Source organism: Streptomyces sp. bgisy159 (genome assembly GCF_057707805.1).
The window spans coordinates 22,022-46,588 of the sequence record NZ_JBYIQX010000001.1 but is presented as its reverse complement, the minus strand read 5'-3'; the positions used below and the strand labels follow the sequence as shown (position 1 = coordinate 46,588).

23 protein-coding genes and 1 pseudogene are annotated in these 24,567 nt (G+C 75.8%); 12 read left to right on the top strand and 12 right to left on the bottom strand.

The features are described 5' to 3' along the window. Positions 1 to 522: an SH3 domain-containing protein gene (locus AC3ET3_RS00245; RefSeq protein ID WP_432133640.1), complete on the bottom strand. Its 522-nt coding sequence runs from the start codon at positions 520 to 522 to the stop codon at positions 1 to 3. A 181-nt stretch (positions 523 to 703) separates the two neighbouring features. Here AC3ET3_RS00245 and AC3ET3_RS00240 point away from each other — a divergent pair, with 181 nt between their 5' ends. Continuing rightward, a complete protein-coding gene (locus AC3ET3_RS00240; protein WP_432133641.1) occupies positions 704 to 1,594 on the top strand; it encodes a hypothetical protein in 891 nt (296 codons plus the stop codon). Between the two features lie 210 nt (positions 1,595 to 1,804). Here the strand turns inward: AC3ET3_RS00240 and AC3ET3_RS00235 are convergent, their stop codons facing one another. Continuing rightward, positions 1,805 to 3,148: an aminotransferase-like domain-containing protein gene (locus tag AC3ET3_RS00235; RefSeq protein WP_435611405.1), complete on the bottom strand. Its 1,344-nt coding sequence runs from the start codon at positions 3,146 to 3,148 to the stop codon at positions 1,805 to 1,807. A gap of 77 nt (positions 3,149 to 3,225) precedes the next feature. Between AC3ET3_RS00235 and AC3ET3_RS00230 the strand changes: the two genes are divergently transcribed. Next, positions 3,226 to 4,041 (top strand): alpha/beta fold hydrolase, encoded by an 816-nt coding sequence (locus AC3ET3_RS00230; RefSeq protein WP_432133643.1) that lies wholly within the window; start codon positions 3,226 to 3,228, stop codon positions 4,039 to 4,041. Between the two features lie 63 nt (positions 4,042 to 4,104). On the opposite strand, the gene AC3ET3_RS00225 is transcribed toward AC3ET3_RS00230, so the two are convergent. Further along, complete coding sequence (locus AC3ET3_RS00225) at positions 4,105 to 4,575, bottom strand: hypothetical protein (RefSeq protein ID WP_432133644.1); 471 nt, start codon at positions 4,573 to 4,575, stop codon at positions 4,105 to 4,107. Positions 4,576 to 4,795: 220 nt separating this feature from the next. Here AC3ET3_RS00225 and AC3ET3_RS00220 point away from each other — a divergent pair, with 220 nt between their 5' ends. From AC3ET3_RS00220 to AC3ET3_RS00210, 3 genes are all read left to right on the top strand, one after another. Continuing rightward, the gene (locus AC3ET3_RS00220) at positions 4,796 to 5,968 is read left to right on the top strand and encodes a PP2C family protein-serine/threonine phosphatase (protein ID WP_432133731.1); all 1,173 of its coding nucleotides are present in this window, start codon (positions 4,796 to 4,798) and stop codon (positions 5,966 to 5,968) included. A gap of 220 nt (positions 5,969 to 6,188) precedes the next feature. Continuing rightward, the gene (locus AC3ET3_RS00215; RefSeq protein ID WP_435611502.1) at positions 6,189 to 7,460 is read left to right on the top strand and encodes a hypothetical protein; all 1,272 of its coding nucleotides are present in this window, start codon (positions 6,189 to 6,191) and stop codon (positions 7,458 to 7,460) included. 83 nt (positions 7,461 to 7,543) lie between these two features. Continuing rightward, positions 7,544 to 8,002, top strand: coding sequence for a PPOX class F420-dependent oxidoreductase (locus AC3ET3_RS00210; protein ID WP_432133645.1), 459 nt, complete (start codon positions 7,544 to 7,546; stop codon positions 8,000 to 8,002). Positions 8,003 to 8,034: 32 nt separating this feature from the next. Here the strand turns inward: AC3ET3_RS00210 and AC3ET3_RS00205 are convergent, their stop codons facing one another. Then, complete coding sequence (locus tag AC3ET3_RS00205) at positions 8,035 to 8,205, bottom strand: hypothetical protein (RefSeq protein ID WP_432133646.1); 171 nt, start codon at positions 8,203 to 8,205, stop codon at positions 8,035 to 8,037. A gap of 180 nt (positions 8,206 to 8,385) precedes the next feature. Here AC3ET3_RS00205 and AC3ET3_RS00200 point away from each other — a divergent pair, with 180 nt between their 5' ends. The 3 genes from AC3ET3_RS00200 (at position 8,386) to AC3ET3_RS00190 (ending at position 10,888) form a co-directional block, all read left to right on the top strand. Beyond that, the gene (locus AC3ET3_RS00200) at positions 8,386 to 9,729 is read left to right on the top strand and encodes a tetratricopeptide repeat protein (RefSeq protein ID WP_435611404.1); all 1,344 of its coding nucleotides are present in this window, start codon (positions 8,386 to 8,388) and stop codon (positions 9,727 to 9,729) included. Between the two features lie 112 nt (positions 9,730 to 9,841). Further along, complete coding sequence (locus AC3ET3_RS00195; protein WP_432133647.1) at positions 9,842 to 10,561, top strand: GAF and ANTAR domain-containing protein; 720 nt, start codon at positions 9,842 to 9,844, stop codon at positions 10,559 to 10,561. A gap of 57 nt (positions 10,562 to 10,618) precedes the next feature. Continuing rightward, positions 10,619 to 10,888 (top strand): ribosomal protein L7/L12, encoded by a 270-nt coding sequence (locus AC3ET3_RS00190; protein WP_432157489.1) that lies wholly within the window; start codon positions 10,619 to 10,621, stop codon positions 10,886 to 10,888. Between the two features lie 47 nt (positions 10,889 to 10,935). Here AC3ET3_RS00190 and AC3ET3_RS00185 read toward each other — a convergent pair whose 3' ends face one another. Beyond that, on the bottom strand, positions 10,936 to 11,745 hold the full coding sequence (locus AC3ET3_RS00185; protein WP_432157490.1) for a hypothetical protein: 810 nt from the start codon (positions 11,743 to 11,745) through the stop codon (positions 10,936 to 10,938). A 461-nt stretch (positions 11,746 to 12,206) separates the two neighbouring features. On the opposite strand from AC3ET3_RS00185, the gene thrS reads away from it, so the two are divergent. Next, positions 12,207 to 13,424 (top strand): threonine--tRNA ligase, encoded by a 1,218-nt coding sequence (gene thrS / locus AC3ET3_RS00180; RefSeq protein WP_432133650.1) that lies wholly within the window; start codon positions 12,207 to 12,209, stop codon positions 13,422 to 13,424. Positions 13,425 to 13,467: 43 nt separating this feature from the next. After that, complete coding sequence (locus AC3ET3_RS00175) at positions 13,468 to 14,433, top strand: nucleoside hydrolase (protein ID WP_432133651.1); 966 nt, start codon at positions 13,468 to 13,470, stop codon at positions 14,431 to 14,433. A gap of 31 nt (positions 14,434 to 14,464) precedes the next feature. Here the strand turns inward: AC3ET3_RS00175 and AC3ET3_RS00170 are convergent, their stop codons facing one another. The 3 genes from AC3ET3_RS00170 to AC3ET3_RS00160 form a co-directional block, all read right to left on the bottom strand. After that, positions 14,465 to 16,384, bottom strand: coding sequence for a serine/threonine-protein kinase (locus tag AC3ET3_RS00170; protein ID WP_435611403.1), 1,920 nt, complete (start codon positions 16,382 to 16,384; stop codon positions 14,465 to 14,467). A gap of 191 nt (positions 16,385 to 16,575) precedes the next feature. After that, complete coding sequence (locus tag AC3ET3_RS00165; RefSeq protein WP_435611402.1) at positions 16,576 to 17,502, bottom strand: LAETG motif-containing sortase-dependent surface protein; 927 nt, start codon at positions 17,500 to 17,502, stop codon at positions 16,576 to 16,578. Between the two features lie 189 nt (positions 17,503 to 17,691). Further along, positions 17,692 to 18,177: a hypothetical protein gene (locus tag AC3ET3_RS00160; RefSeq protein ID WP_432133654.1), complete on the bottom strand. Its 486-nt coding sequence runs from the start codon at positions 18,175 to 18,177 to the stop codon at positions 17,692 to 17,694. Positions 18,178 to 18,404: 227 nt separating this feature from the next. On the opposite strand from AC3ET3_RS00160, the gene AC3ET3_RS00155 reads away from it, so the two are divergent. Continuing rightward, complete coding sequence (locus tag AC3ET3_RS00155; RefSeq protein WP_435611401.1) at positions 18,405 to 19,196, top strand: M23 family metallopeptidase; 792 nt, start codon at positions 18,405 to 18,407, stop codon at positions 19,194 to 19,196. 15 nt (positions 19,197 to 19,211) lie between these two features. On the opposite strand, the gene AC3ET3_RS00150 is transcribed toward AC3ET3_RS00155, so the two are convergent. After that, positions 19,212 to 20,759, bottom strand: a complete 1,548-nt coding sequence (locus AC3ET3_RS00150; protein ID WP_432157493.1) for a lysyl oxidase family protein — start codon at positions 20,757 to 20,759, stop codon at positions 19,212 to 19,214. Positions 20,760 to 20,876: 117 nt separating this feature from the next. Here AC3ET3_RS00150 and AC3ET3_RS00145 point away from each other — a divergent pair. Continuing rightward, positions 20,877 to 21,014, top strand: a pseudogene (locus AC3ET3_RS00145) (hypothetical protein); the annotation flags it as partial. A gap of 40 nt (positions 21,015 to 21,054) precedes the next feature. Here AC3ET3_RS00145 and AC3ET3_RS00140 read toward each other — a convergent pair. The 3 genes from AC3ET3_RS00140 to AC3ET3_RS00130 all read right to left on the bottom strand — a co-directional run bounded on the left by AC3ET3_RS00140 (position 21,055) and on the right by AC3ET3_RS00130 (position 24,459). After that, positions 21,055 to 21,852, bottom strand: coding sequence for a hypothetical protein (locus AC3ET3_RS00140; RefSeq protein ID WP_435611400.1), 798 nt, complete (start codon positions 21,850 to 21,852; stop codon positions 21,055 to 21,057). 101 nt (positions 21,853 to 21,953) lie between these two features. Next, on the bottom strand, positions 21,954 to 22,967 hold the full coding sequence (locus tag AC3ET3_RS00135) for a trypsin-like serine peptidase (protein ID WP_432133658.1): 1,014 nt from the start codon (positions 22,965 to 22,967) through the stop codon (positions 21,954 to 21,956). A gap of 184 nt (positions 22,968 to 23,151) precedes the next feature. Further along, positions 23,152 to 24,459, bottom strand: coding sequence for a hypothetical protein (locus AC3ET3_RS00130; RefSeq protein WP_432133734.1), 1,308 nt, complete (start codon positions 24,457 to 24,459; stop codon positions 23,152 to 23,154). Positions 24,460 to 24,567 lie beyond the last annotated feature (108 nt).

Sequence of the window (24,567 nt, the reverse complement as noted above, 5' to 3'; positions counted from 1 at the left end):
TCAGGAAGTGCCGTGGAGGCGGCCCGAGATGGTGAGCGAGACGGTGACCGAGGCGCCCCAGGCGGTGTCGGCCCAGTCGTCGTCCCAGTTGGTCCAGTGACCGTCCTTCCACCGCGGGCACGGGTCGGCGCAGGCCGGGACCCAGGTGCCGTGGGTGTCGATGAACTCGGCGCTGGCCCACGCCCGGGTGTGGACGAGCCAGTACCAGTACGGGTTGCCGTTCACGCTCTGTCCGCGGACCATGCACTGCACACGGTCCTGACTGCCGGGCGCGAGCCTGTCGACGACGGGTGAGTGGGTGGTGGGTGCCTGCCGCACGTTGAGAGGGGTGCGGGATACGACGGTGCCCCGGACGGGCCGCTTGCCATGGTCGGCGGTCTGGCCGCCGAGCCCGCCGCCACCGAGTCCTTCGGCGTAGGTCGGCGGGGCTGCCGACGCCGGGGTGCCCGCCGCCGCGACGGCGAAGGTGCCCCCGGTGAGCAGGGCCGCGGCCAGGATCCGCAGGGCCGGAGTGGTGCGCATGAATCGGCCTCCTTCTCCCCGATCTCCAGGAAACACCCGTTCGGGTGAACTCTCCACCGGAGGACGGAATCCCCACGTCCGGGCGGCGTCGGGGACGGCCCCCGCGGTGTACCCGGAGCGGTTCTCACCCGTACGGCCCACCCCGCTCGCGCCCGCCCCGCCCGCGGCCTTGCCTGGAACCGTGTCGCACCGTCTGCGGACCGGCCTGTCGGCCGTCCTGATCGCCCTGGCCTGCCTGCTGCTGCCGTTCGGCACGCTGGCGGCCTGGGCGGCGTACGGCCTGACGGACACACACCGGTACGTCACCGCGATGGGCCCGCTGGCCGACGACCCGGCGATCCGGGACGCCGTGGCGGCCACGGTCGGGGACGGTATCGCCCGGGAGACCGGCCTGACACCGGCGTTCGCCGAGGACGCCGCGCACTCCTTCACCGCGACCCGCGCCTTCCGTGCCGCGTGGGACGCCGGGAACGCGGCCACCCACACCGCGGTGATGTCCGCCCTGCACGACGACGGCCGCTCCGGCCCGGTCACCGTCGACCTGGCCGCCGTCACCTCCCCGTTGCAACGTCAACTCGCCGACGAGAACGTCCCGTTCGCTGCCCGTGTCCCCGTCGAACACCGCCCCGTCGCGGTGCTGGACGCCCGGGAGCTGGCGGCCCTGCGGAAGGGTTATCACGTGCTGGACCTCGCCGGACTCTGGCTTCCCGTGGCCGCCGTCGCGCTCGCCGCGGCCGGTATCGCGCTCGCCGTGCGGCGCCGCCGCGCGGTGACCGCGACCGCCCTCGGCACCGCGCTGGGCGGCGCGCTCCTGGGCCTTGCGGTGGCCGTCGGCCGCCACCTCACCCTGTCCGACCTCGCCGACCCCGCCCACCGGCCCGCCGCCGCGGCCGTCTACGACGCCCTCACCGGGACCCTGCGCGCCGCGTCCTGGCTCCTGCTGGCCCTCGGCCTCACCGCGGCGGCGGCCACCTGGCTCAGCCGCCGCCCCCGGGTCCTGGCCCGCACCCGACGCCGCCGAGCGGCACACGCGGCGTCCCCTCCGGGCGCGGCGGCGCGGACGCGGGTCTGACCCGGGGGGGCGGGGCCGGGCGCGGGCGGGGTCGCGGTGTGTCGTGGGGGGAGCCGAGGGGCCTCGGGGTCGAGGGGTCGCGGGGTCGCGGCTGGGGTGAGGCGCTCGCGCGTGGTGGGTTTCACGGTGGGTTTTCACGGTGGGGTGCCCGCGGTGGGGTGCCCGATGTGGGCGCCCGAGGTGGCGTGCGCCGCGGTGTTGGGTGTCGGGTCAGGCGCCGGCCTCGGGGGACGTTCCCCGCACGATGTCGGCGAGCGTACGGAGCGCCCAGGTCAGACGCTCCGGCGGGGCCGACGCCAGGCCGAGTCTGACCGCGTCGGGGGTGCGGTGCGGGTCGACGGGGAACGCCGTGCCGGGGGTCACGGCGATGCCGTGGGCGGCGGCCGCCGCGGTGAAGGTGTCCGCCCGCCACGGCGCCGGCAGCTCCCACCAGGCGAAGTACGCCCCCGGGTCGGTCCGGGCACCGTACGCGCCGAGCAGGTCACGCGTCCACGTCTGGCGCACCCCGGCGTCCGCCCGTTTCGCCGCGACCAGCCGGGCCACGGTCCCGTCGCCGGCCCACCGCACCGCCGCCTCCAGCGCGAACCGTCCCGCGCCCCACCCCCCGGACCGCACCGCGTGGGCCACCGCCTCCACCCGGTCCGGTGGTACGACGACGAAGCCCGCGCTCAGTCCGGGCGCGACCCGCTTGGACAGCCCGTCGACGACATGGGTGAGCGCCGGCGCGTGGGCGGCGAGCGGCACCGCGTCCGGGCGGAGGAAGGACCAGACGCGGTCCTCGACGGCGGGAAGCGACAACCGGCCCATCAGGTCGGCGACTTCCCGCAGCCGGGCGGCGCCGGTCGCGCGCGTCGTCGGGTTGTGCAGGGCCGGCTGGAGGTAGAGCGCGGACAGCGGGCCCGCGCGATGGGCGTCGGCGACGGCGTCCGGCCGTACCCCCTCCGCATCGCCCGCGAGCGGCACCAGCCTGATCGCAAGCCGCGCGGCTATCTCCTTGACCAGCGGATACGTCAGTTCTTCGACCCCGACCCGGCCGCCCGGCCGGACCAGCGAGGCCAGGGCTGCGGCGATGGACTGCCGGGTGTTGCCGGTGAACAGGAGCTGCTCGGGCCGCGGTCGCCAGCCGGGTACGGCGAGCAGGTCCGCCGCCGCCTCGCGGGCCGCCGCGGTGCCGGTCGCGGCGGCGGGTCGCAGGGCCTCGCCGAGGGCGTCCGGGCGCAGCAGCGGCGCCAGCGCGGGGGCGAGCAGTTCCGACTGGCCCGGCACGAGCGGGTAGTTGAGCTCCAGGTTCACGGGTGCCGCGGTGCCGGTCGCCTCGACCAGGGCCCGCCCGGGAGGCGTCTCGGGCGTGGCCCGTACGAAGGTGCCCCGCCCGACCTCGCCCACCACCAGTCCGCGCCGCACCAGTTCGGCGTACACCCGGCCGGCGGTGGACGGCGCGATGTGGTGGCGTCGCGCGAACTGCCGTTGCGGCGGCAGGCGTTGGCCGGCCCGGAGTCGCCCGTCGGCGATGTCCTGTGCGATGCGGTCGGCGATGCGCCGGTAGTCGCTCATGCCTTGCCCCCCCTGGATTGCACCGAGGGCAAAGATTCTATTGCACCGAGCAAGGGCCGCGTCCTAGGGTCGGCGCCATGACCCCCTTCCTCGCATACGAGGACAGAGGTGCGGATACCGGGCGCGGCGCCCGCGCCCCCCTCACCCCTCGCGCTCCTCGCAGTCCCCTCGTCCTCGTCCACGGTCACCCCTTCGACCGCACCATGTGGACCCCGCAGATCGAGACGTTCGCCCCGCAGCGCCGGGTCGTCGCGCCCGACCTGCGCGGCTACGGGGCCTCCCCCGTCACACCGGGCCGGGTCCCGCTGTCGCGGTTCGCCGAGGACATCGAGGAACTGCTGGACCACCTCAAGGTGGAGACGTTCGTGCTGGCCGGCCTGTCCATGGGCGGCCAGATCGCCATGGAGTGCTACGCCCGCTTCGGCGACCGTGTCCGGGGCCTGGTCCTCGCGGACACCTTCCCGGCGGCCGAGACCGGCGGCGGCAAGGCGGCCCGCAACGCCACGGCCGACCGGCTGCTCGCCGAAGGCATGCGCGGCTACGCCGACGAGGTCCTGGAGAAGATGGTCGCCCCGTACGCGGAACCCCACGTCAAGGCGCACGTCCACCGCATGATGACCGCCACCGACCCCGAGGGCGCGGCCGCCGCCCTGCGCGGCCGCGCCGACCGCCCCGACTACCGCGCCCTGCTCACCCGCGTCCGCTGCCCCGCCCTGGTGGTGGTCGGCGAGGACGACGCGTACACGCCGGTCGCGGACGCGCGGGCCATGCACGCCGCCCTCCCCGACTCCACCCTGGCCGTCCTGCCGGGCTGCGCCCACCTGCCGAACCTGGAGCGACCGCAGGCGTTCGACGCGGTGCTGGCGGACTTCCTGCGGCGCGTGGACGCGTAGCCGCGGCGAGGCAGCACAGGGGGCGCGGGCCCGGAGGCGTAGACCGCGCTCCGGCCTGCCGGGTCAGCGGATGCGGTGGCCCTCCGCGTCCTCGTGCGTGTAGTACCGGTAGAACATCACCGCGAAGGCCGCCGCCGCCACCGCCAGGGACATCACCGCCGAGCGCAGCACGCTCGCCCCGCTCTGGCTGTAGAGGAACCCGAACGCGCATCCCGTGAACGCCGTCCACAGCAGGGCGTGCAGCTCCCGCCTCAGCCGCGGCGCGACCACGTGCACCGCCAGGAACAGCAGCATGAACACGGCCGCGGTGACGAAACCGAACAGCAGGTTCCAGCCGGTGATGGGCCCACCGGAACGGCGGTTGGCGGCCGCCCAGTACCCGTAGATCAGTCCGAGCGCGACGGCGCTCACCCACCACGCGACGCGGTGGACACGCTCGTCGAAGACATCGGGGGTCCCGGAACGCCGGGCGGGCGGGCCGGGCCGGCCGGTCCGGGCGGGGGGCCTGCCCGGGGCGGGTGCCGCATGAGCCATGGCGCGCTCCTCTCTCCGTCTCCTCGTCCCCGCCTTCCAGAGCACACCGGGGCGGGGCCGGAGGCAAGTCGGGTGCCCGGATGCGGCCCCCCGTACCCCGTGCTTCGCTGGGCAGGGAGCCGAAGGCCACGGTGCACGGAGGGCTGCGCTCGGTGAGACGGGAGGGCTGCGGCTGGTGACAGGCGACGGACGACAGGTCGGCGCCCGCACCGTCGACGCGATCGGGGTGCGCCCTCAGCGACCGCGGCGCCGCGAGGTACTGCGCCGCCAGCAGCTGCTGCGGTTCCGGGGCCGCAGTGTCACCTGGGTGGTGCCGCTGCTCCTGCTCGTCGCCATCACCGTCGCCGACTTCAGCACCACCGGCAACTTCCGGATGGTCTCCTGGTGCGTGTTCGTCTCCGCCATCGCCGCCGCGCTGTGCGGGGTGTGGACGACGGCCGCGTTCGCCGTGCTGTCCCTCGCGGCCTTCCTCGGCATCGACACGGCCCTGCCCGAGGAGTACCGGTCGGGGCCGGGCGACTTCGCGCTGGTCGCGGTCGGCGGTGTGCTGTCCGTCCTGGCCTGTGAGGTGCGGCTGCGCGGCGAGCAGCGGATGCTGCACATGATGGACATCGCCGACACGACGCGGCGGACCGTGCTGCGTCCGCTGCCGTCGCCCTGGGGCGGTCTGGAGCACGCGGCCGTCTACCTCGCCGCCGACGCGGACGCCCGGGTCGGCGGCGACTTCTACGACATCCAGCCCGGCCCCCACGGCACCCGCGTCCTCCTCGGTGACGTCCAGGGCAAGGGGCTCGGCGCGGTCGAGACGGCGGCGGCGCTGCTCGGCACGTTCCGCGAGGCCGCGTACCACGAGCGCGACCTCGCCACGGTCGCCGACCGGCTGGAGACCCGGATGCGGCGGCATCAGCGGCACATCGAGGCGCTGGCCCGCGAGGACGACGACCGGTTCGCGACGGCCGTCCTGCTGGGGTTCCCGCCGGCCGGTCCGGGGGCGGGCGACACCGCCGACGTCGTCGAGGTGGTCGACTTCGGCCATGAACCGCCACTCGTCGTCGGCCCCACCGGCGTACGACCGCTGCCCCTGGGCGACCGCCTCCCCATCGGTCTCGGCGGACTGACGCGCGGCGCGGAGCGGTTCCGCGTACGGCGGGTGCCCGTCGCGCCCGACGAGACCCTGCTGCTGTTCACCGACGGGGTGACCGAGGCCCGCGACGCGGACGGCGCCTTCTACCCCCTGGCCGAGGAACTGGCCCGCGCCACCGGCCGCGACCCCGGCCTCGCCGAGCCGTCCCGGCTGGTCGCGCTCGTCCGCGACGGCACGCTGCGGCACTGCGGCGGCAGGCTGGGCGACGACACGACGATCTTCGCGGTGCGGCGGTCGGGGCGGGGCTGACCCAGAGTCCGCGGCGGCGACCGTGACTCCGCGGGGCCGACCGTGACTCCGCGGGGCGGGGCCGACTCCGCGGGGCAGGGCCGACTCCGCCGGGCGCCGAGGACGTGTCACCCCCTCACGGGTGGCCGTTGGCGGTCCGGAGGCCCCTCTTCGCAGCCGCAGAGGTTACGGTGCTGGCGTACGTGATCCACAGGGGGGAGGAGCCATGGGGCAGGGAACCGTGCCCGGAGCCGTGTTGCTGCTCGCGGCCTCGCCGGTCGGCAAGGGCCGCCTGGTGGACGCCGCGTCGGTGCTGCCCGTGCTCGCGGCGGTGCCGCCCGGGGTGCTGGCCGGCACCGACACCGCGAACGTCGTCGAACTGGCCGACCCCCTGGAACCGCAGGCCGTCCTGACCCGGCTGCGCGCCGCGGCGACCGCACCCGGTCCGCTGACCCTCTTCATCACCGGGCAGCTCCAGCTCGACCGCCGCGCCCACCAGCCCCACCTGGCGCTGGCCCGCACCACCCCGGCGTCCGTCCGGTACACCGCCCTGCCCTGGCAGTGGCTCCGGGAGGAACTGCGGCTGCGCGCGCCCGGCACCACCGCCGTCGTCGTCGACCTCCACGCCGACCCGGAGAGCTGGGCGTGGCTGCGCGGCCACACCCCCGACTGCGGCCACCACATCGCCCTCTACGGCCGGATCGCGCCGCCCCCGGGCCGGCGGGCGGTCGCCGCCCCGACGTACATGCGGACCGTCGCGACGATCCTGCGCAGCGGCGTGCGGCCCCCGCTGGACCAGCTCCACCAGCTGGCCCTCAGCCGCATCGCGGGCGAGGGAGAGGTGGGCGACCTGGTGCTGACGGCGGGCGGCGCCGGCGGGATGCCCGGGGCGGGCCCGTCCGGGGGCGTACCGGTGGTCCCGTCCGGGGGCGTACCGGCGGGTCACGCCCTCGGACACCCGGTGCGGCGGACCGTAGTCCCGCCCGCCGCGGCGGCGACGGCCCCCGCCCACCCGCACGGCCAGGCCGTCGCGCGACCCGCGGGGGTCGCGGCGGCCGGGGAGCCCGGGCCCGAGGCGGAGGCCGGGTGCCCGGACCCGCACGCGGCCATCGCCGCCGCCGTGCAGGCGGGCCGGCACACCGAGGCCGACGCGCTGGCCGCCCGCCGGGAACAGGCCGCGCTGACCGCCGGCGGCCCCGGCTCGGACGAGGCGCTGCACTGGATGGAGGTCCGCGCCGACCTGGCGATGTTCGCGGGCGACGCCGAACGCAGCTGCCGCACCTGGCTCGCGGTCGCGGACGCCCGCCTGACCGCCGGCCAGCCCGCCGACGCGCCCCCCGTGGAGGCGGCCGTCGACCGGGCCCACCACCAGTGGGGCCGCATACCCGACCCCGCCCGTGCCCGCGCGCTGGGCCCCGCCCTGGCCGACCTGCGCGGCCGGGTACCCGGGCGCCGCCAGGGGGCACTGGACCACGTACGCCGCCAGTTGCGGCAGTTGCAGACGCAGGCGTAGCCGGGAGGAGAGAGCTCGCCCGCCCTCACCCGTCCTCGCCGCCGCGCTGAAATAACGTGCCGGGAAAGGCGGTTGGGCCAGTCATGACCCAAGGACCAGCACCTCGCCTCCTGTCCGACGAAGCCCTCTCCGACCTGCTCGGCGGGCAGCGGTTCGGCACGCTCGCCACCGTCAGGCGCAGTGGCCACCCGCATCTGACCACCATGCTGTACAGCTGGGACCCGGCGGCCCGCGTCGTGCGGTTCTCGACCACGGCGGGCCGGGCCAAGGCGGCGCACCTGCGGCGCGACCCGCGCGCGGCGCTGCACGTGCAGGGAGGTGACGTGTGGTCGTTCGCCGTGGCCGAGGGGGAGGCAGAGGTGTCCGAGGTGACGGCGGTCGCCGGCGACGCGGTCGGGCGGGAACTGCTCGGGATGGTTCCGCCGGAGGCGAGGCCGCAGGACGAGGACGGCTTCCTGCGGCAGCTGGTCGCCGAGCGCCGCGTGGTGATCCGGCTGACGGTGGACCGGCTGTACGGCACGGCGCTCGACGTCAGCGGGTGAGCCGGTGGGCGACGGACGCGACGGCGCCCGGGTCACTCCGCCAGCGGCGACGGCTGCGCCGGGGCCTGACGGGTGAGGGGCTCGTGGGCCGGTGCGGGGTCGCCCTCGGCCGGGCCGGCGTTGGCCGCCAGGAGGAGCGTCGTCACCGCTACGAGGGCCGCGGCCAGGCCTCTGGCGAGGCGGTTGGAAGCGCGTTCGTGCACGACGACCTCGCAACGTCGACGAATCCGGCGGCCCGGGGGCCGGAGGGACAGGGACATCGGCGGGCACACGGTGCCCAGCTGTTACAGCACCGTGTTAAGCACGGTTAATACAGCGTTTAACCTAGGGGCTGTGCGAGCCGAACGGCAAGAGTCCCATGGGGGGTTGGGGTGAGTCGGGCTGTGGGAGAGCGGGACGATCCCGAGGTCATCGGGCGTCGGGTGCAGCGGTTACGGATCGGGCGGGGGCTCACCCAGCGGCAGCTCGCCGAGCCGGCCTACACACCGGCCTACGTGTCCACGCTGGAGGCCGGCCGGGTGCGGCCCTCCGACGAGGCGCTGCGCCACATCGCCGAGCGGCTCGGCGTGGACTTCGAGGAACTGGCGACCGGCCGCTCCGCCCGCCTCGTCACCGATCTGCGGCTGCGCCTCACCGAGGCCCGGCAGTCCCTCGCCACCGGCGAGGCGGAGGAGGCGGCCCGGCGGTACACGGCGCTGCACACCGAGGCCGAGGGACACGGGCTCGCCGAGGAGCGGGCCGAGGCGCTGCTGGGGCTCGGGGAGTGCGGCATCGCCACCGGCGACCTCGAAGCCGCCCGTGACCACTTCGAACGCGCCGAGGCCGCGCTGGCCGAGGCGCCGCTGCCCGCCCGGGTGCCCGCGCTGCGCGGCCGGGCCGTCTGCCACTACCTCGCGGGTGAGCTGCGGTACGCGGTGTACCTGCTGGAGTCCACGCTCGACGAGCTGAACCGGGGCGGTCTGCACGACCCCGACGCGCTGCTGCTGCTGTACGCCTCCGCCATCGGGCCCTACATGGACATGGGGGCGCACGCCCGCGCCGCCCAGGCCGCCGAGTTCGCGCTCGCCCTGGCACCGCGGGTCCAGGACCCCGCCCTGGTGGCCCGGATGCACCGCTCCGTCGCCCGCACCCTGCTCGCCGAGGGCCGGCTCGCCGAGGCCGACGTCTCCCTCGCCAAGGCGAGCGAGCTGTACCGCCAGCTGCAGCTGCGCACCGAGCTGGCCAACTGCCACTGGATGCGCGGGTACGTCTACGCGCAGGACCGGCAGCTGGGGCAGGCCGAGGCCGAGCTGCGGCAGGCGCAGGCCATGCTGGACGCGCAGGGGGCGGCGCTGTACAGCAGTCAGGTCGCCGTCGAGCTGGCCGACGTGCTGCACCGGCGCGGCAGGTCGGGGGAGGCCGCGGACCTCCTGCGGCAGGTGCTCGGGCAGCTCACCTCCGAGCGCGGCGCCGTGCACTCCGCCGCGGCGCACCGGCTGCTCGGGATCATCGCCGAGGACGCCCGCGACACCGAGGCCGCCGAGGAGCACTACGTCCGCGCCCTGAGCCTGCTGGAACGGGCCGGGGCGGCCGGTGACCTCGCCGACCTGTGCCGTCTCCTCGGTGACCTGCTGCGGCGCACCGGCCGCCCCGAGGCCGCCCTCGACGCCTACCGCACCGGGCTCGGCCACCGCACCGCGCCGGGCACCACGACCCTGGGCCCGTCCCCGGCCCAGCCGCCCCTCTGACCGGCCCGCGTCGCGTTTTCACCGCCGGTCACGGGGGTACGCGGCGCGCGTAGAGAGCGGGTCGGCAGCCGGAGACGCGGACGGGGGCCGGGACGACGATCGCCCGGAGGTGATGCGCGTGCGCGACCAGGACCGCGTGAGCGAGGTCATCGCCGACGAACTGCGCGGCGCGGAGCCGGGCGAGGAGCCGGCGCGGTTGTGCGCCGTGGCGGTGCGGCTGCTGCCGGTCGGCGGCGCGAGTACCGCGCTGAGCGCGGACGGCGTCCCCCTCCTGCTGGGCGCGAGCGACGCCCGGGCCGAGTGGCTGATGGCGGTTCAGGTCACCCTCGGCGAGGGCCCGTGCGTACGGGCCGCGGCGATCGGCGCGCCGGTCCACGCGACGGAGCTGACGGGCGGGTGGGACGCCTCCCGCTGGCCCTTGTTCGCCCCGCAGGCGGCGGCGGCCGGTATCCGGGCGATTCACGCCCTGCCCCTGGGAGCGGGGTCGCGGACGCCGTGCGTGGGAACGCTCGACCTGTACTGCGAGGTCCCGGGGGCGCTGACCCGCGGTGATCTGCGGGTGGCGCACACGGTGGCCGCCGCCACCGTGGACGTCCTCCTCTCCCTGGCCCGGCACGCCGACGGCGCACGCCTGTGGCCCGGCCCGTCGGCCGCCGACCACGCGGAGATGAACCAGGCCGTCGGCATGGTCATGGCCCAGCTGCGCGTCGACGCCGACGAGGCCCTGGTGCGGCTGCGGGCCCGCGCCTTCGTCCAGGGGCGGACGGTGCGGGACCTGGCGCACGAGGTGGTGAGCCGACGCCGGACCCCCTACGACCTGTACGGAGAGTGAGGCGCCGGGGCGCGCCGGGCCGGCCCGGCCGGAGCGGCCTCCGTAGGATCAACGGCCATGGAAATAACCGCGATCGTCATCATCGGCCTGCTGCTCTACACCGCCAACGACTTCCGCGCCGCCCGTGTCGAGCGCCGCCTGGCCCGCGTCGAGCGCAAGATCGACCTGATGCTCGGGCACCTCGGGCTGGAAGCGGTGCCCCGCCTCGACGAGGTGGCCGCGCTGGCGAGGGACGGCAGGCAGATCGAGGCGATCAAGCTGTACCGCAAACTGACGGACGCCGGCCTGAAGGAGGCCAAGGACGCGGTGGAGCGCATGGTCCCGTGAGGCACCGGGCCTTGTGAGGCGCCCGGGCCTCCCGGAAGGCCGGGGCGTCACACCTCGACCCGGCCCTGCTTGCGGACGTCCGCGAGGCGGAGCGCCCCGAGCTGGACGGCCGCCTGGGTCGCCTCGTTCGGAACGTCGCCGAGCCCCCCGTTGGTGAGGGCGAACGCGTCCTCGCCGACCCGTACGGCCGCGACGTCGAGGGTGAGGGTGACCGGCTCTGCGTCCCCGTCGCCCTCGCTCTCCTCCGGCACGCTCTCCAGCCGGACGCGCAGCCCCTGACGCGCGTCCCCCACCTCCGGCAGCGCCGCCGCCTCGACCCGGACGTCCTGCACCGTGCCGCCCGGCGCGGTCGCCGTGAACCGGGCGCACGTCTGCGGCATCGTCGCCAGCCAGGCCAGCGTCCGGTCCACGTCCTGCGGCTTCTGCCCGCCGATCTGGAAGCGCAGCTGGGCACCGGTGTCGGCGTTGTCGAGCGCGATGTCCGCGCGGGCGGGGCCGCCCAGCAACTCGTCGGTGTACAGCGCGTCCAGCAGTCGTCGGCACTCGGCGACCGGGGTGGTGGCCTTCAGCAGGCCGTCCCGCCAGGTGGCCGCGCCGCGCGTCGGGGCCCAGGGCGCCCCCAGGTCGGACACGGTGATCAGCGCCGCGTGCGCCTGGGCGTCGGTGAGACCGCCCCGCGCACTGCCCGCGCTCGCCTGCGGCGCGGGCGACGACGACTCCACCGTCGGGGTCGGCGGGGGCGCGGTCGCCGGATGCTCCAGGCCCAGCCCCGCGCACCCGCCGACGATGAGCGCACCGGTTCCGATCAGGACGGCGGGGCGCAGCAGCTGACGACGGTCGAGAATCCGGGGGATCATCGGGGCTGCCTCCTGGCGGGGGCCGTGGGGCCGGGGGGCTCTCCACGGCGGGGTGCGGTCAGGCTCCCGGGCGGGGGCTCTCGCGGGTGCGGGTGAGGGCTCCGGCGCGGGGGCGCGTCTCGACGGGGTGCGGGGGTCTCCCCGGCGGGGGCGCCCCCTCCCACGGCACCACCCCCGCCGCCCCCTCACCACCGCTGCGGTCCGTATGGGGTAAGCGGCCCGCGGCCCCGCCCACCGCTACCGCCCGCCCCCGCAAAACCCCTCGCGCCGCGCTCGCCGCCGGCGCTACGGTCCCCTCATGAAGCGCGCCAACCCGTCACTCACGACGACGCCGGACGACACCACCCCGGCGGCGCGCTGACACCTGAACGCGCAGACCGAAGCCCCGGGGCGGGTGCCCCGGGGCTTCGGCGTTCCCGCCCCCACCCCCGGTGCCCTCCCCCCCGATCCCTGGAGGGACCATGCACGACCACCGCCGTCTCGGCCGCGAACTCGATCTCTTCGACACCGACCCCCTGATGGGTGCCGGCCTCCCCTACTGGCTGCCCGACGGCGCGATCGTCCGGCACGAACTGGAGGAGTACGTCCGCCGCGTCGAACGCGAGGCGGGCTACCGGCACGTCCACTCCCCGGTCCTCGGCAAACGGGAGCTGTACGAGCTCTCCGGCCACTGGGACCACTACCGCGACGACATGTTCCCGCCGATGGACCTCGGCGGGAGCGACCAGGTCGTCCTGCGCCCCAGCCTGTGCCCCCACCACGCGCTGATCTACCGTTCCCGGCCCCACAGTCACCGCGAACTGCCGCTGCGCCTGGCCGAGCTGGGCGGGATGTACCGCGCGGAGCTGTCCGGGGTGCTCGGCGGTCTGACCCGGGTACGGGCCATCCACCTCAACGACGCGCACGTCTTCTGCACCCTCGACCAGGCGGCCGAGGAGGCCGGCGCCGCACTGCGGCTGATCGCCCGCGCCTACGCCGACCTCGGCATCCGCGCGGTACGGCACCGGCTGTCGCTGCCGGGCGAGGGCGGCAAGTACGTCGCCGACCCGGCGCTGTGGCGGCGGGCGACCGCTCTGCTCCGGGAGGTGCTGGACGCGTCCGGCGTGCCGTACGAGGAGGCGGCGGGCGAGGCCGCGTTCTACGGTCCGAAGATCGACGTCCAGATCGCGGACGCGGCGGGCCGCGAGTCGACCCTGTCGACCGTGCAGATCGACTTCCACCAGCCGGAGCGGTTCGACCTGCACTACGTCGGGGCGGACGGCGCGAAGCACCGGCCGGTGATGGTGCACCGCAGCGTCGTCGGCAGCGTGGAGCGGGCGGTCGCGCACCTGATCGAGCGGCACGGCGGGGCGTTCCCGGTCTGGCTGGCGCCCTTGCGGCTGGCGGTCCTGCCGGTGACCGGCGCTCAGGACGAGCGGGCGCGGGAGCTGGTGCAGCGCGCCGAGGCGGCGGGGCTGCGGGCGCGGCTGTTCCCGGCCGACGGCGGCAGCCTCGGGGCGCGGGTGCGCGCGGCCCGGCTGGTGCCCTACGTCGCGGTCGTCGGGGAGCGGGAGGCGGCGGCCGGCCTGGCCGACGTACGGCTGCGGGACGGCCGCCGGCCCGGGGTGCTGCCGACCGGGGAACTGCTGGGCCGTATCGAGGAACGGGTCGCCGCGCGCGGGGACGCGCTGTGGGAGTGAGGGCCGGGGGTTCTAGGCTCGCGGCCGGCGGAAGGAGCTTCCCATGGCCGACGACCTGCCCACCCCCGTGATCATGGACTGTGACACCGGTGTCGACGACGCGCTGGCGCTGCTGTTCGCCGTGCGGCATCCGGGGCTGGAGCTGCGGGCGGTGACCTGTGTCGCCGGGAACACGGGTGTGGACGGGGTGGTCCGCAACACGCTGACCGTGCTGGAGCAGGCCGGGGCTCCCGCGATCCCGGTCGCGCGGGGAGCCGAGCGGCCGCTGCTGGAGGTGCCCCGGGTCGCCCCCTGGCACGGCCTGGACGGGATGGGCGACCTCGGGCTGCCCGCGCCGAGCCGCCGCCCCGTCGACGTGGACGCCGTGGCACTCCTGCGGCGGGAGATCCTCGCCGCGCCGCGCCCGGTGACCCTGATCCCGACGGCACCGCTCACCAACATCGCCCTGCTGCTGCGCACCCACCCGGAGGTGGTCCGCAACATCGAGCGGATCGTGTTCATGGGCGGCGCGGTCGCCTGCGGGAACGCCACGCCGGTCGCCGAGTTCAACGTGTGGCACGACCCCGAGGCGGCTGCCGTGCTGCTCGGGGCGGGGGTGCCGACCACGATGTACGCGCTCGACGTGTTCCGGCGGGTCGTGGTGAGCGACGCACAGGCGCGGCGCCTGTACGGCAGCCCGGAACCCGGCGCCCGGCTGGCCGGACGGCTCCTGCTGCACCGCCCGGCCGGAGCGGACGCCGACGACTCCGGCCGGTGCATCGGCGACGCGGGCGCGGTCTGCGCGGTCGCCGACCCGGCCGGGCTCACCACCCGCCTGCTGCCCGTCGAGGTCTCGCTGTCGACCGGACCCACCCGCGGCCAGACCGTCGTCGACCGCCGGCGCCACCCCGGTGAGGCCGAGATCCACGGCGACGGCCGCGAACAGGCCCTGCTGGACGTGGCGTCGGACGTGGACGCGGACCGCTGGGCGGAGCTGTACGTGGCCACGGTCGGGGGCTACGGGCCGTAGGCCGGCCTCCGCGGAGGGGCGGTGCCCGGCGTCAGCGGTCCGTTCTGGAGAGCGTTCCCGCCCGGCGCCCGGGGGCGGCGCCCTCCGGTTCGTAGCGCAGGGTGCCGTCCTCCTGAAGCGTGAACAGCCATACGACGTCGCTCGTCAGGCACTGGCCCGGCGAACTCGGGTGGTAGGGGTCGACGCGCTCCCGGACGCGGATGGAGGTGTCGGTGGCCGACACGAGGGTGCCGAGGGCGTGGCACTTCACGTCGACCGTGGTCAGGGCGAGGTGGTCGGTGGAGCGGGCGACCTCCTCGTTCCGCTTCCCGCCCGTGAACTCGACGGTGAGGACGTGCTCGGAGAAGGCGTTGGGCTCCTCGACGTCGCCCGCCCAGGTCCCGATGAAGGCCTGTGGGACCGTGACGGCTCGTTCGGCGGCGGCGGTGGGTGAGGTGGTGGCGCCGGTGCCGGGCGGGGACGGCTGCGCGCGCGAGCCGTCCGCGCCGTCGTCGGACGAGGACGACCGCGACGCGTCGGGGCCGTCCCCGGCGTCGCCGCCCTGTCCGGGCCACCGGTCGAGGAGGAGAACGCCGGTGACCGTCAGCACGGCGGCGGCGACGGCGGCGGTCACCGCCACCGCGACGGTGCGGCTCGTGCGGCGGCCGGGCCGCGGCGCGCCGGCCGTGACGCCGTCGCCGTACGGACCGGACGGGTGCGAGGGGGCGGAGGCGAAGGGCGGGTGGAGTGGCTGCGTGGGCCGCGTCCCGGGCTGCGGGCCGGACCGGGTGCCGTGCGGCGAGGGCGGCCCCCACCCGGCGTCGGCGGCGGGCACGGTGCGCCCCTGCTCGGCGCCGCCGCTCGGGGCAGGCGGTGCGGCCGGCGCCTGGGGTGCGCCGGCGGCGTACCCGGGCGGCACTGCGCGGGGGGACTCCGCCCGGGTGGGGTCCTGCCCCGACGGCTGGAGCAGGGCGGTGCCCGGCGCGGACGCGCCCTCCTCGGGCGGCGGGCCGAAGACGCCGACGGCGGGGCTGCTGAACGCGACCGGACCCGACGGACCGGGCTCGGGCGCGTGCGCCGGGGGCGAGGACTCCAGGTGCAGCAGCGCGACGGCCGCCTGGCCGATCTGTTCGACCACCGGTGTCGGCAGCCATCCGCCACCGGCCCCGGTTCCCTCAGAGAGGGTCGTGGCGATGTCGGCGGGAGTGGGCCGCGCTGCCGGGTCCTTGGCCAGGCAGGCGGCCACCAGCTCCCGCAACTCGCCTCCGAGCGAACCCAGTTCGGGCTCCTCGTGTACGACCTTGTAGAGCAGCGCGGCGGAGGAGTCGCCCGGGAATGGCGCCGCGCCGGTCGCGGCGTAGGCCAGGGTCGCCCCGAGGGAGAAGACGTCCGCGGAACCGGTGACCCGTTCACCGAGGATCTGCTCGGGTGCCATGTAGCCGGGTGAGCCGACCGACGCGCCGGTCGCGGTGAGGGAGGCGGTGCCGTCGGTGGCTCGAACGATGCCGAAATCGATCAGCCGGGGCCCTTCGACGGTCAGCAGCACGTTGGACGGCTTCACGTCCCGGTGGACGAGTCCCTCGGCGTGCACCGCCGTCAGCGCCTGCGCCAGCCCCCGGCCCAGCAGCCGTACCGAACGGACGGGCAGCGGACCGTGCTCGGCGACCGCGTCGGCCAGGGCCGGCCCCGCGACGTAGCCGGTCGCCACCCACGGCTGCGCGGCGTCCGGATCGGCGTCCAGCACCGGGGCGGTCCACTCGCCGCCCACCCGCCGCGCCGCCTCCACCTCGCGCCGGAACCTGGCCCGGAACTCGCGGTCGAGCGCGAAGTGCGGATGGACGAGCTTGACCGCGACCGTCCGCCCGCCCGCGCTGCGCCCCAGATAGACCCGGCCCATACTGCCCGCGCCGAGCCTGCCCAGCAGCCGGTACGAGCCGATGCCGCGCGGATCGTCCGGTTCCAGTGCCTGCATGTCGATCTCCCCGCTCAGCCCCCGTCGGGCCCAAGGCTAAAGGAAGAGGCCGGTGTTCACGGTGGGGGTGGACGACCGGGGACCGCCGTCGGGCCGCTCGTGCAACGGCCGGGTGCCGTCCCGGACGAGCCGGCGGGCGCCCTTTGCCGAGGGCGCCCGCCGGGATCGCGACCGTCCGTCGCGCGGTGGGGTTACGCGCCGGCCGCGCGGCGGCGGCGCGTCGCGACGACGATGGCCGCGCCGCCCGCGACGAGGACGGCGGCACCGCCCGCGATGAACGCGGTGTGGTCGCCGCCGCCGGTCTCGGCGAGGTCCCCGCCGCCGCCGTTGGGGGTGGGGGCGGGGGCCGGCGTGGACTCGGAGGCGCTGGGGGTGGGCGCCGGCGCCGACTCGGAGGGGGTGCCGGACGGCTTGTCGTCGGCGGGCGGCTGCTCGGGCTCGGCCGGGGGCTGCTCGGGCTCGGCGGGCGGCTGCTCGGGCTCGGTGGGCGGCTGCTCGGCGGTGCAGTCCTTCGTGCCGCCGTTCCAGGCCGCGATCAGCTTGTCCTTGATGACCGGGCGGTCCGGGCCCTTGGGCAGGTCGCCGTGCTCGTAACCGTCCTTCGCGTCGTGCCGGCCGTCGAACTTGACCGCGCCCCGGTACAGGTCGATCTGCGCGTAGCAGCCGGCGTCCGGCACCGCGATGTCGAGGGTGCCGGTCGCGCCGGGCTCGACCGTCACCGTGTCGAAGTCGACGAACACCTGCTCGCCGGAGGTCTTGAAGTCCGCGCCGTGGGCCAGGTAGGAGGCCAGCGAGGCGGTGCAGGTGGTGGCTTTGTCGGCGGCGCGGACGGTCACGTGGACCTTGCCGTCGGAGGTCGGCTTCAGGTTCTGGTCGTCGACGCGGACGGAGTCGAAGAAGTGCGTGCCGTCGAGTGAGAACTGGCAGCGGTCGGTGCCCGTCTCGGTGCCCGCTCCCGTTCCCGGCCGGTAGGCGTCGCCGGACTTCCAGCCCTCCCCGCCGGGCCCGCTGGAGGCCCAGGCTCCGGAGGCGGCGGCGACGGAGGCGGCGCACAGGGTGAGTGACGCGGCGCTCACCCCGAGAAGGCGTCGCATGGTGACACGTCTCGCTATGGACATGCGGATCCCATCTTGGCAATGCCAGGAATGCCAGGGCTGATTGGTCAGATCAGAAGAAACACCGGGCCCATTGGTCAAATGTGCAACAGTGTGGGCCACATGGTTGTGCCCGTGCATGTGCCTGTCAACTTGCGCCGGCCGCTCAGGGCCTGCGCCGCCGGGGTGGGAACCTCGCGGTCCGGTTGGCCGTCAGTAACGGACGGCCCGCTCCACGGTCGCCTTCACGCCGTTCTCGCCGCTGAGGTCGCGGTGGCTGCGGGCGGTGGCGTCGGCCGTGTCGCCGGCGCCGACGTCGGAGAGGGTGACGACGACCGTGTCCAGCCAGGACCCCGAGGCGTCGGTGAAGTTGACCTGGACGGCGATGGTCTTGGCGCCGTCGGTCGTGTTCTCGGCGGACACGGGCACCCGCGCGTGCCCGTCGTCCTCGGTCGTCACCTCGCCGAGCCGGACGTCGTCCTTGACGTCGATACCGCCCTTGATCTCGTCGAACCGCTGCCCCGCCTCCGCTGTCGCCGACGCCAGCGCCGACGCCGCCTTCGAGGCCAGGGAGGCCGCGGCGGAGGCCGCCTGCTGCGGCCCGTCGGACTGGTTGTCGTCGTCGGAGCAGCCGGTGAGGACGACGAGCGCCACCGCACAGGCAGCGACCGCGGCCCGGCGTGACCGGTGAGCGGGCATGGTGTGCCTCCAGAGTCGGATACGTGCCGGACGTGTGCACGCCGTCTCCAGTCAAAGCCGCTGCCCGCCCGCCCGCATGTCCACGCACCCGTACGGGCCACCTCGCGGGCCGGCCCTCCGCCCGGAGCGCGCCGGGGCGCGCCGACGGCTGCGCCGCCCGGAGGAATCTCCGGCGTGTGGGCGGACGGCGGGCGGGTGCGCACGGCATCCGGTCCGATGATCCCAGGATGCGACGAGAACACCGCACGTACCGCCGAGTCCCCCGCACGGTCGCCGTCACCGCGCTGTCGGTGATCCTCGCCGCCGCCCCCGTCGTGGCCGGCGGCCCGGCCGGTGCGGCGGGTGCCGTCGGAGCGGCCGGCCCGGCCGCCCGGACCGTCGGCGAGCACGAACGGGCGCGCGAACGCGTCGACCGCCTGCGGGAGTCGGGCGCACCGAAGGAGAAGGTGCGGGCCGCCGAACGGCGTCGCAAGGAGATCCGCGCCCGCCTGTGGGACGCGCTGTGGGCGGTGCAGCGGCACCGCGGCGACCCGGTCGCCGTCGACCGGTACGGACGGGCCGGCCACTGCCCCACCGGCCGGTCCCGGCCCTCGTCGGGCCGCTCGGACGCCTCCTGGCGGGCGCCGGTGAGGGGCTACCGGCTGACCGCCGGGTACGCCGAGAAGGGCGGCCGGTGGAAGCACCGGCACACCGGCCAGGACTTCGCGGTGAACTCCGGCACCCCCGTGCACGCCGTCGGGCCGGGCACCGTGCGGGCGGCGACGTGCGGCGACGGCTTCGGCAACCAGGTCCTCGTCCGCCACCGCGACGGCTACTTCACGCAGTACGCCCACCTGTCCCGCATCGACGTCCGCGTGGGCCGGCGGGTGCGCGCCGGACAGCGGCTGGGGCTGTCCGGCGCCACCGGCAACGTGACCGGCCCGCACCTGCACTTCGAGGTGCGCGTCACCCCGTACCTGGGGTCCTCGGTGGCGCCGCTGCCGTGGCTGCGGCGCAAGGACGTCCGGGTGGGCGGGTGACGGACCGGCCGGCGCCTACGGCGCGTCGACCAGGTCGTACGGCGGGACCTGCACCGTGCGGGCGCCGGGCGTGCCGCCCAGGACCACCTTGCGCAGGGAGACGTTGTTCTTCAGGTTCGCCTCGTGCAGGCGCTTCTCCGGGTTGGCGGTCACCTGGATGTAGTACGTGCCGTTCGGCAGGTCCGTGATGTCGAAGGACTGGCCGGGCCGGTACTGGCTGTAGGTGTCACCGGAGCCGACGTCGAGGACCTCCCGCACGGAGATCGTGTTCTGCTCGCCGCAGGCCGTCGACAGATCGGTGTTGTACGGGCGCCAGTTGGCGTTCTTCACCGTGTAGTCGACGGCGTCGGTGTTGGCCAGGCAGAACGCCTCCTTGCCGCTGCGCACCTCCTTGGTGCGGTCCTCGCTGAGCAGCCGGTAGACGGCGAAGTCGGTGAAGTGCCAGTGCTCGTGCCCGTCGCGGGCGTCCCACTCCATGGTGCCGGTGGGCGTGTAGCCGACCTGCTTGCCCTTGCCGTCGTAGAAGTACTGGTAGGCGTCCATCAGGTCCTGGCCGGGCTTGCGGAAGCCGTCCACGACGAGCGGGGAGGGGCCGGCGTTCCACACCGTCGCGCTGAAGGCGAGGTAGTCCCGGCCCGGCGCGTCGCCGTCCTCCCCGTCGGTGATCGCGATGCCCCAGGCGGGCAGGGACCGCAGGTCCGGCCTGGGGGTGTTCGCCGGGACGCGGGCGGGGCCGGAGGGCCGCCGGGCGGCGGCCCGCGGTGCGCCGTGCGAGGCGTCGCCGTGGTCCGCGCGGGCGGCGGAGCGCAGCGGGGCCGTGCCGCCCTCCTCGCTGCCCCCGCCGGTGTCCCCGTCGCCGACGTCGCGGACGGTGACCTTGATGGTGGGCCGGTCGTCGGGGATGCCGAACAGGTCCCGGTACTTCTTGGCGACGGACACCTTGGCGGTGTACTCGCCCGCGGGCAGGTCCACCGGGTTCTCGTAGTCGACGGTGCCGGTGCGGGCCGCCCAGCCCTTCTCCACGCCCCACACCGAGCCGAGGGTGAACGGGTTCTCCGGGCAGCTCTCCGGGTAGTGCGAGGTGGCCGGCGCGTCGGGGCGCAGCCGGCCGGCGGCGTTGTTCGGGCAGAAGGTGCCCGCGGTCTTCACGACCTCCTTTCCGGCGGCGTCCGTGACGGACACCTGCAGGAAGCCGGGCAGTCCCTTGAAGTCCTTCACCAGGCCCGCGGGCAGGGTGCGGGACGTGGTCCTCCGGCCGTCGCGCAGGATCTGCCGGGCGACGACGGGGTCCTTGTACGACGCGCGCGTCACCCGGAACTCCAGCGGTGCCCCGTCGACGGTGAGGTAGGTGCCGAGGTCGAGGTAGACCCCGGGCTCCCCCGACCAGCGGTCGAGCGTCACGGACTGCGTCGCGGCGATCAGCTTCAGCTGCGGTTTCGAGGGCTTGGACGTCGGGGCGGCGCCGACGCCGGGGGCGGCCCCGGTGACGGCGACGACGGCGAGTGCGGCCCCCGTGGCGAACGCCGCGCGCCTTGCTCCCCTGCGGTGTTGCTGACTGGTCATCGGTTCCTCGTCTGCGAGTGCCTTGGTCAGAGGCGTCGGACAATGACTGTGAGCACCCTGGGAGAGGAGTAAAACCCTTACTGAGGTTGCCTGTTGGGGAAGACTTCAACGGATCGGGTGAGCTCGCGGAAACGTTCGGGAGGCCGGGGTCCTGACGGCCTCCACGGGCTGTGGGCCGGTGGCGTCCGCCGGGACGCCGGGACGGCCGCTGCCCAGGCCGAGCCGGTCCACCGGGGCGTCGTCCACGACGTGGAGGTGGACACCACCCGCACGGCGTCCCCTGCGTGCGGGCGGCTCATCGCGGCGCGCGTGGGGTGGGGCCGGGGCGGGGCGGGACCGGCGCCTCCCGCGGCCGCGCCTCCTGCCAGACCACGCACCCGACCAGCGGCGGCGGTACGGCGACGTAGGCCAGGTCGTGGGCCGGCCGGCCGGGGCGGCCCGGCCCGCACCGGCCCCGCTCGGCCGCCCGTTCCAGGGCGAGCCGGCGGGCCGCCAGTCGGGCGGCGCGCAGCGCGTCCTCGTCCTCCGCGTCGGCGGACGTCACCAGGGCGACGCCGACCGGGGTGTCGGACAGGGCGAACAGCACCGCCCCGGGCTCCCGCGCGTACCCGAGGTGGACCCGTCGCGGCCCGTGCCCGGCGACGAGGCCGTGCAGGAGCCCGCACGCCGGGCAGGGCTCCGGGTCCGCCGCGGCGTCCGTCGGACCGGCCGGGTCCCCGGCCCCGCCTGCGCCGTCCTCGCCCAGCTCGGCGGCGAGCAGCCGGCGCAGGCCGTGGCGTACGGCCGCCGGGCTCGGCCGGTCCGCCGGCAGCAGCCAGCAGACCGGGCGGCCGTGCCGGGGGACCCGCGGGAACGGGTCCGGTGCCGCCGGGTCGAGGAGGTACGGGGTGTCGCGTGGGAAGTCCGCGTGGCGGACGGGCGGGTGCCGGGGTGTGCGGGGCGGGCGGGCCCGGGCGACGCGTTCCCGCGTCCAGTACTCCGACAGGTCGCCGGGCCGGCCCTCGGGCCGGGGCCGGCCCTCCCGCTTCCACCGGGGCTTCCTGCCCCGCTCGGGCCGGTCGGAGGGCTCGTCCGGGGGCGGCGTGGAGGTCATGTGGCTGCTCCTTCCGTGCCGTCACCGGACAGCCCTGGACCCGGCTGAGGCATCGCCGAGGTCCTCTCGACGGACCTCCGCGGCGTCGCGACGGAAGCACCCTAGGGCCGGGCGGCGGCGAGCTGGTCCATCAGCACGACGAAGTCCAGGGTGCGCTGGGTGAACTTGCAGGTGGTGACGAGTACCTCGTTGGCCTGGCCGTTGACGCCGTAGATGTCGCCGATCTCCTCCGCCGGGTCGTAGTCGATCAGCCAGGGCCCGCCGCTCGCGCCCTGCCGCATGTTCGAGCAGTCGGCGGTGATCACGTCGCGGGGCGGCAGGGAGGGCTCGCTGATGCTCTCGCAGAACTCCTGGTGCCGTCCGTCGTACCCGTCCACCGCCGGATAGCCCACGATGGTCACGGGGTTGACGGTGCCCCGGTCGATCGCGACGTCGAAGGCGCCCGCCGCGTCGGCCGCCGTCTCCCCGGCCGCGTTGTCGTGGGTGATGACGACTCCGTAGTCGTAGCGCTCGTCCTCCTCGGTGCTCCACTTGGGGTCGACGGCGATGTTCCAGGCGGTGAACACGCCGAGCGGTTCGGTGCCGTCGTAGGCGGGGACGAAGGCGATGTTCTTGTGCCAGCCGTCGTCGCTGTACAGGCAGTGGCCCGCGGTGATCACCAGGGTCTCGGCCGGGGTGTTCACCACCGTGCCCGAGCAGGAGCCGGGTGAGCCGCCGGCGTAGTTGAAGAGGATCTTCCCGACCGGGTCGAGGCCGGGGCCGGCGTCCAGGGCCCGCGCGTCAGCGGTGGCGGCGGCGCGGGCGGCGGTGCGGGTGCCGTCGTCCCGGGTGCCGGCGCCGTCGTCACGCGTGCCGTTGCGGAGGGCCTCGGCCGTGCGCTCGGGGGTCCAGTAGCCGGCCACGGCTCGTTCCTGGGCGGTCCGGCTCAGACCGTTCACGCCGGGGAGGTCGACGGGCGCTCTCGTGGTGGCGGCGAGGGGTTCCGTGGCGGCGGCCGGGGCGGTCGAGGCCGCTCCGGTGAGGGAGAGGGCCGCCAGGGCGAGGGTCGCGAGGGAGGCGGCGACTCGGCTGCGCAGTCCTTGCCGGGCCGTGCCGTGCTGGGTTCGTAACGTCACGCTGCACTCCGTTCAGTAAGGGGCAACCGAACGTAAGTTCGCGCGCGTTGAGGGGTCAAGGTTGTTTAGGGAAAACCAACAGGCCTGATTTTCAGGGGGCTTGACGGAGTGCCGGGTCAGCCGCCGTGCGTTCCCGTGGTGCGGACGTTCGTCCACAGGCTGTGGACGGCGGCTCACCCGCCCGTCACCAGTCCGTGTACAGCAGGTGGTTCAGCAGCAGCGCGACGACCGCCTGGGCCGCCAGCCAGGCGCGGGGCCGGGACAGGAACGCGCCCGCCGGGAGCAGCCACATCGCGAACGGCAGCCAGATGCGCTCCGTCTCCGCCTTGCTCATGCCGGACAGGTCGGCGGCCACCACGGCCAGCAGCGCCGCCCCCGTCAGGACGGCCAGGCGGCGCGCCGCGGGAGTCGCGGGGGCGCGCAGGGCGCCGGCCGCGCGGCCCAGGCCGGCCGCGGTCGCCAGGCCGGTGATCAGCACCGTGCACGCCAGGTTGGCCCACACCCAGTAGGAGTACGGGCGGACCCCGCCGGCGCCCTGGTAGTAGCGGGTGACCAGGGTGTCGTACCCCTCGTACCAGGAGAAACCGGCCACGGTGAACGCCACCGGCACGACCGCCAGCCCGGCCAGCAGCGGCGGCAGCAGGGCGAGGCCCCGGGCGCGCAGACCGCGCCGGCCCAGCAGCAGGACGGCGCCGGCGATCAGCGCGAACAGCGTCAGACCGTACGAGAGGTAGCAGGTCAGGCCGAAGAGCAGCCCGGACAGGGCCGCCCACGCCGCGGACCGGCGGGTGAGCGCCAGGGCGAGCGTGGCGACCGCCCACGCGGCCACCGCCGCGAAGTAGGCGTCCGCCGAGGCGCCCAGCCACACCGCGGCCGGCGCCAGCACCAGGAACGGCGCCGCCCGCCGGGCCAGCGCCTCGCCGGCCAGCGCCCGGACCGCCACCAGCACCGCCAGGCACGCCGTCGAACCGAGGGTGACGCACCAGACCCCGGCCCAGCCGCCCCCGCCCAGCCCGATCCGGTCGAGGAGGACGAAGGTGAGCGTGGCGCCGGGCGGGTGCCCGGCGACGTGGGCGGGCCAGTTGTCGGGGGCGCCGATCAGGATGTGGTCGGTGAAGGTCCGCAGCGTCGCCGGGATGTCCCGCCAGCGGTCCGGCACGACCTGGAGGTACTCGAACCGGGTGGTGAGCCGGACCGCGATGCCCCGGTGCCAGCCGTCGATCAGGGCCAGCGACCAGATCCAGGCCAGCGCCGTCCCCCACGCCGCCGCCAGCAGCGCCCGCCACGGCAGCCGGTCGGCCAGCCGGGGGCCGTAGGCGATCGTGGCCCCGGCCACCAGGACGGCGGCCGGGGTGCCGGGGCCCAGGTGCGGGTCCCACGTCGCCGCCAGGGGCGCCCAGTGCACGTAGAGGGTGTGCTCGGTGTCCTCGATGTGCCGGCCGACGACGATCGCCGCCGTCACCAGCAGGGCGGCGGCGGTGGCGGCCCACAGGTCGCGTCGCGCGGAGCGGGCGCCGGTACCGGTTCCCGGGCGCTTCCCGGCGCCCGTGCCGGGATCGGTGCCCGTGGTGGTGGTCGTGTCGGTGTCTGTGCCGGATCG

What these genes read in the sequence shown, in the direction of transcription:
- AC3ET3_RS00175 (WP_432133651.1), top strand. Translation starts at nt 13,468, where the DNA reads ATGGCCGACGACCTGCCCACCCCCGTGATCATGGACTGTGACACCGGT.
- AC3ET3_RS00235 (WP_435611405.1), bottom strand. Translation starts at nt 3,148, where the DNA reads ATGAGCGACTACCGGCGCATCGCCGACCGCATCGCACAGGACATCGCC.
- thrS (WP_432133650.1), top strand. Translation starts at nt 12,207, where the DNA reads ATGCACGACCACCGCCGTCTCGGCCGCGAACTCGATCTCTTCGACACC.
- AC3ET3_RS00165 (WP_435611402.1), bottom strand. Translation starts at nt 17,502, where the DNA reads ATGTCCATAGCGAGACGTGTCACCATGCGACGCCTTCTCGGGGTGAGC.
- AC3ET3_RS00170 (WP_435611403.1), bottom strand. Translation starts at nt 16,384, where the DNA reads ATGCAGGCACTGGAACCGGACGATCCGCGCGGCATCGGCTCGTACCGG.
- AC3ET3_RS00225 (WP_432133644.1), bottom strand. Translation starts at nt 4,575, where the DNA reads ATGGCTCATGCGGCACCCGCCCCGGGCAGGCCCCCCGCCCGGACCGGC.
- AC3ET3_RS00210 (WP_432133645.1), top strand. Translation starts at nt 7,544, where the DNA reads ATGACCCAAGGACCAGCACCTCGCCTCCTGTCCGACGAAGCCCTCTCC.
- AC3ET3_RS00230 (WP_432133643.1), top strand. Translation starts at nt 3,226, where the DNA reads ATGACCCCCTTCCTCGCATACGAGGACAGAGGTGCGGATACCGGGCGC.
- AC3ET3_RS00190 (WP_432157489.1), top strand. Translation starts at nt 10,619, where the DNA reads ATGGAAATAACCGCGATCGTCATCATCGGCCTGCTGCTCTACACCGCC.
- AC3ET3_RS00185 (WP_432157490.1), bottom strand. Translation starts at nt 11,745, where the DNA reads ATGATCCCCCGGATTCTCGACCGTCGTCAGCTGCTGCGCCCCGCCGTC.
- AC3ET3_RS00195 (WP_432133647.1), top strand. Translation starts at nt 9,842, where the DNA reads ATGCGCGTGCGCGACCAGGACCGCGTGAGCGAGGTCATCGCCGACGAA.
- AC3ET3_RS00155 (WP_435611401.1), top strand. Translation starts at nt 18,405, where the DNA reads ATGCGACGAGAACACCGCACGTACCGCCGAGTCCCCCGCACGGTCGCC.
- AC3ET3_RS00150 (WP_432157493.1), bottom strand. Translation starts at nt 20,759, where the DNA reads ATGACCAGTCAGCAACACCGCAGGGGAGCAAGGCGCGCGGCGTTCGCC.
- AC3ET3_RS00160 (WP_432133654.1), bottom strand. Translation starts at nt 18,177, where the DNA reads ATGCCCGCTCACCGGTCACGCCGGGCCGCGGTCGCTGCCTGTGCGGTG.
- AC3ET3_RS00140 (WP_435611400.1), bottom strand. Translation starts at nt 21,852, where the DNA reads ATGACCTCCACGCCGCCCCCGGACGAGCCCTCCGACCGGCCCGAGCGG.
- AC3ET3_RS00245 (WP_432133640.1), bottom strand. Translation starts at nt 522, where the DNA reads ATGCGCACCACTCCGGCCCTGCGGATCCTGGCCGCGGCCCTGCTCACC.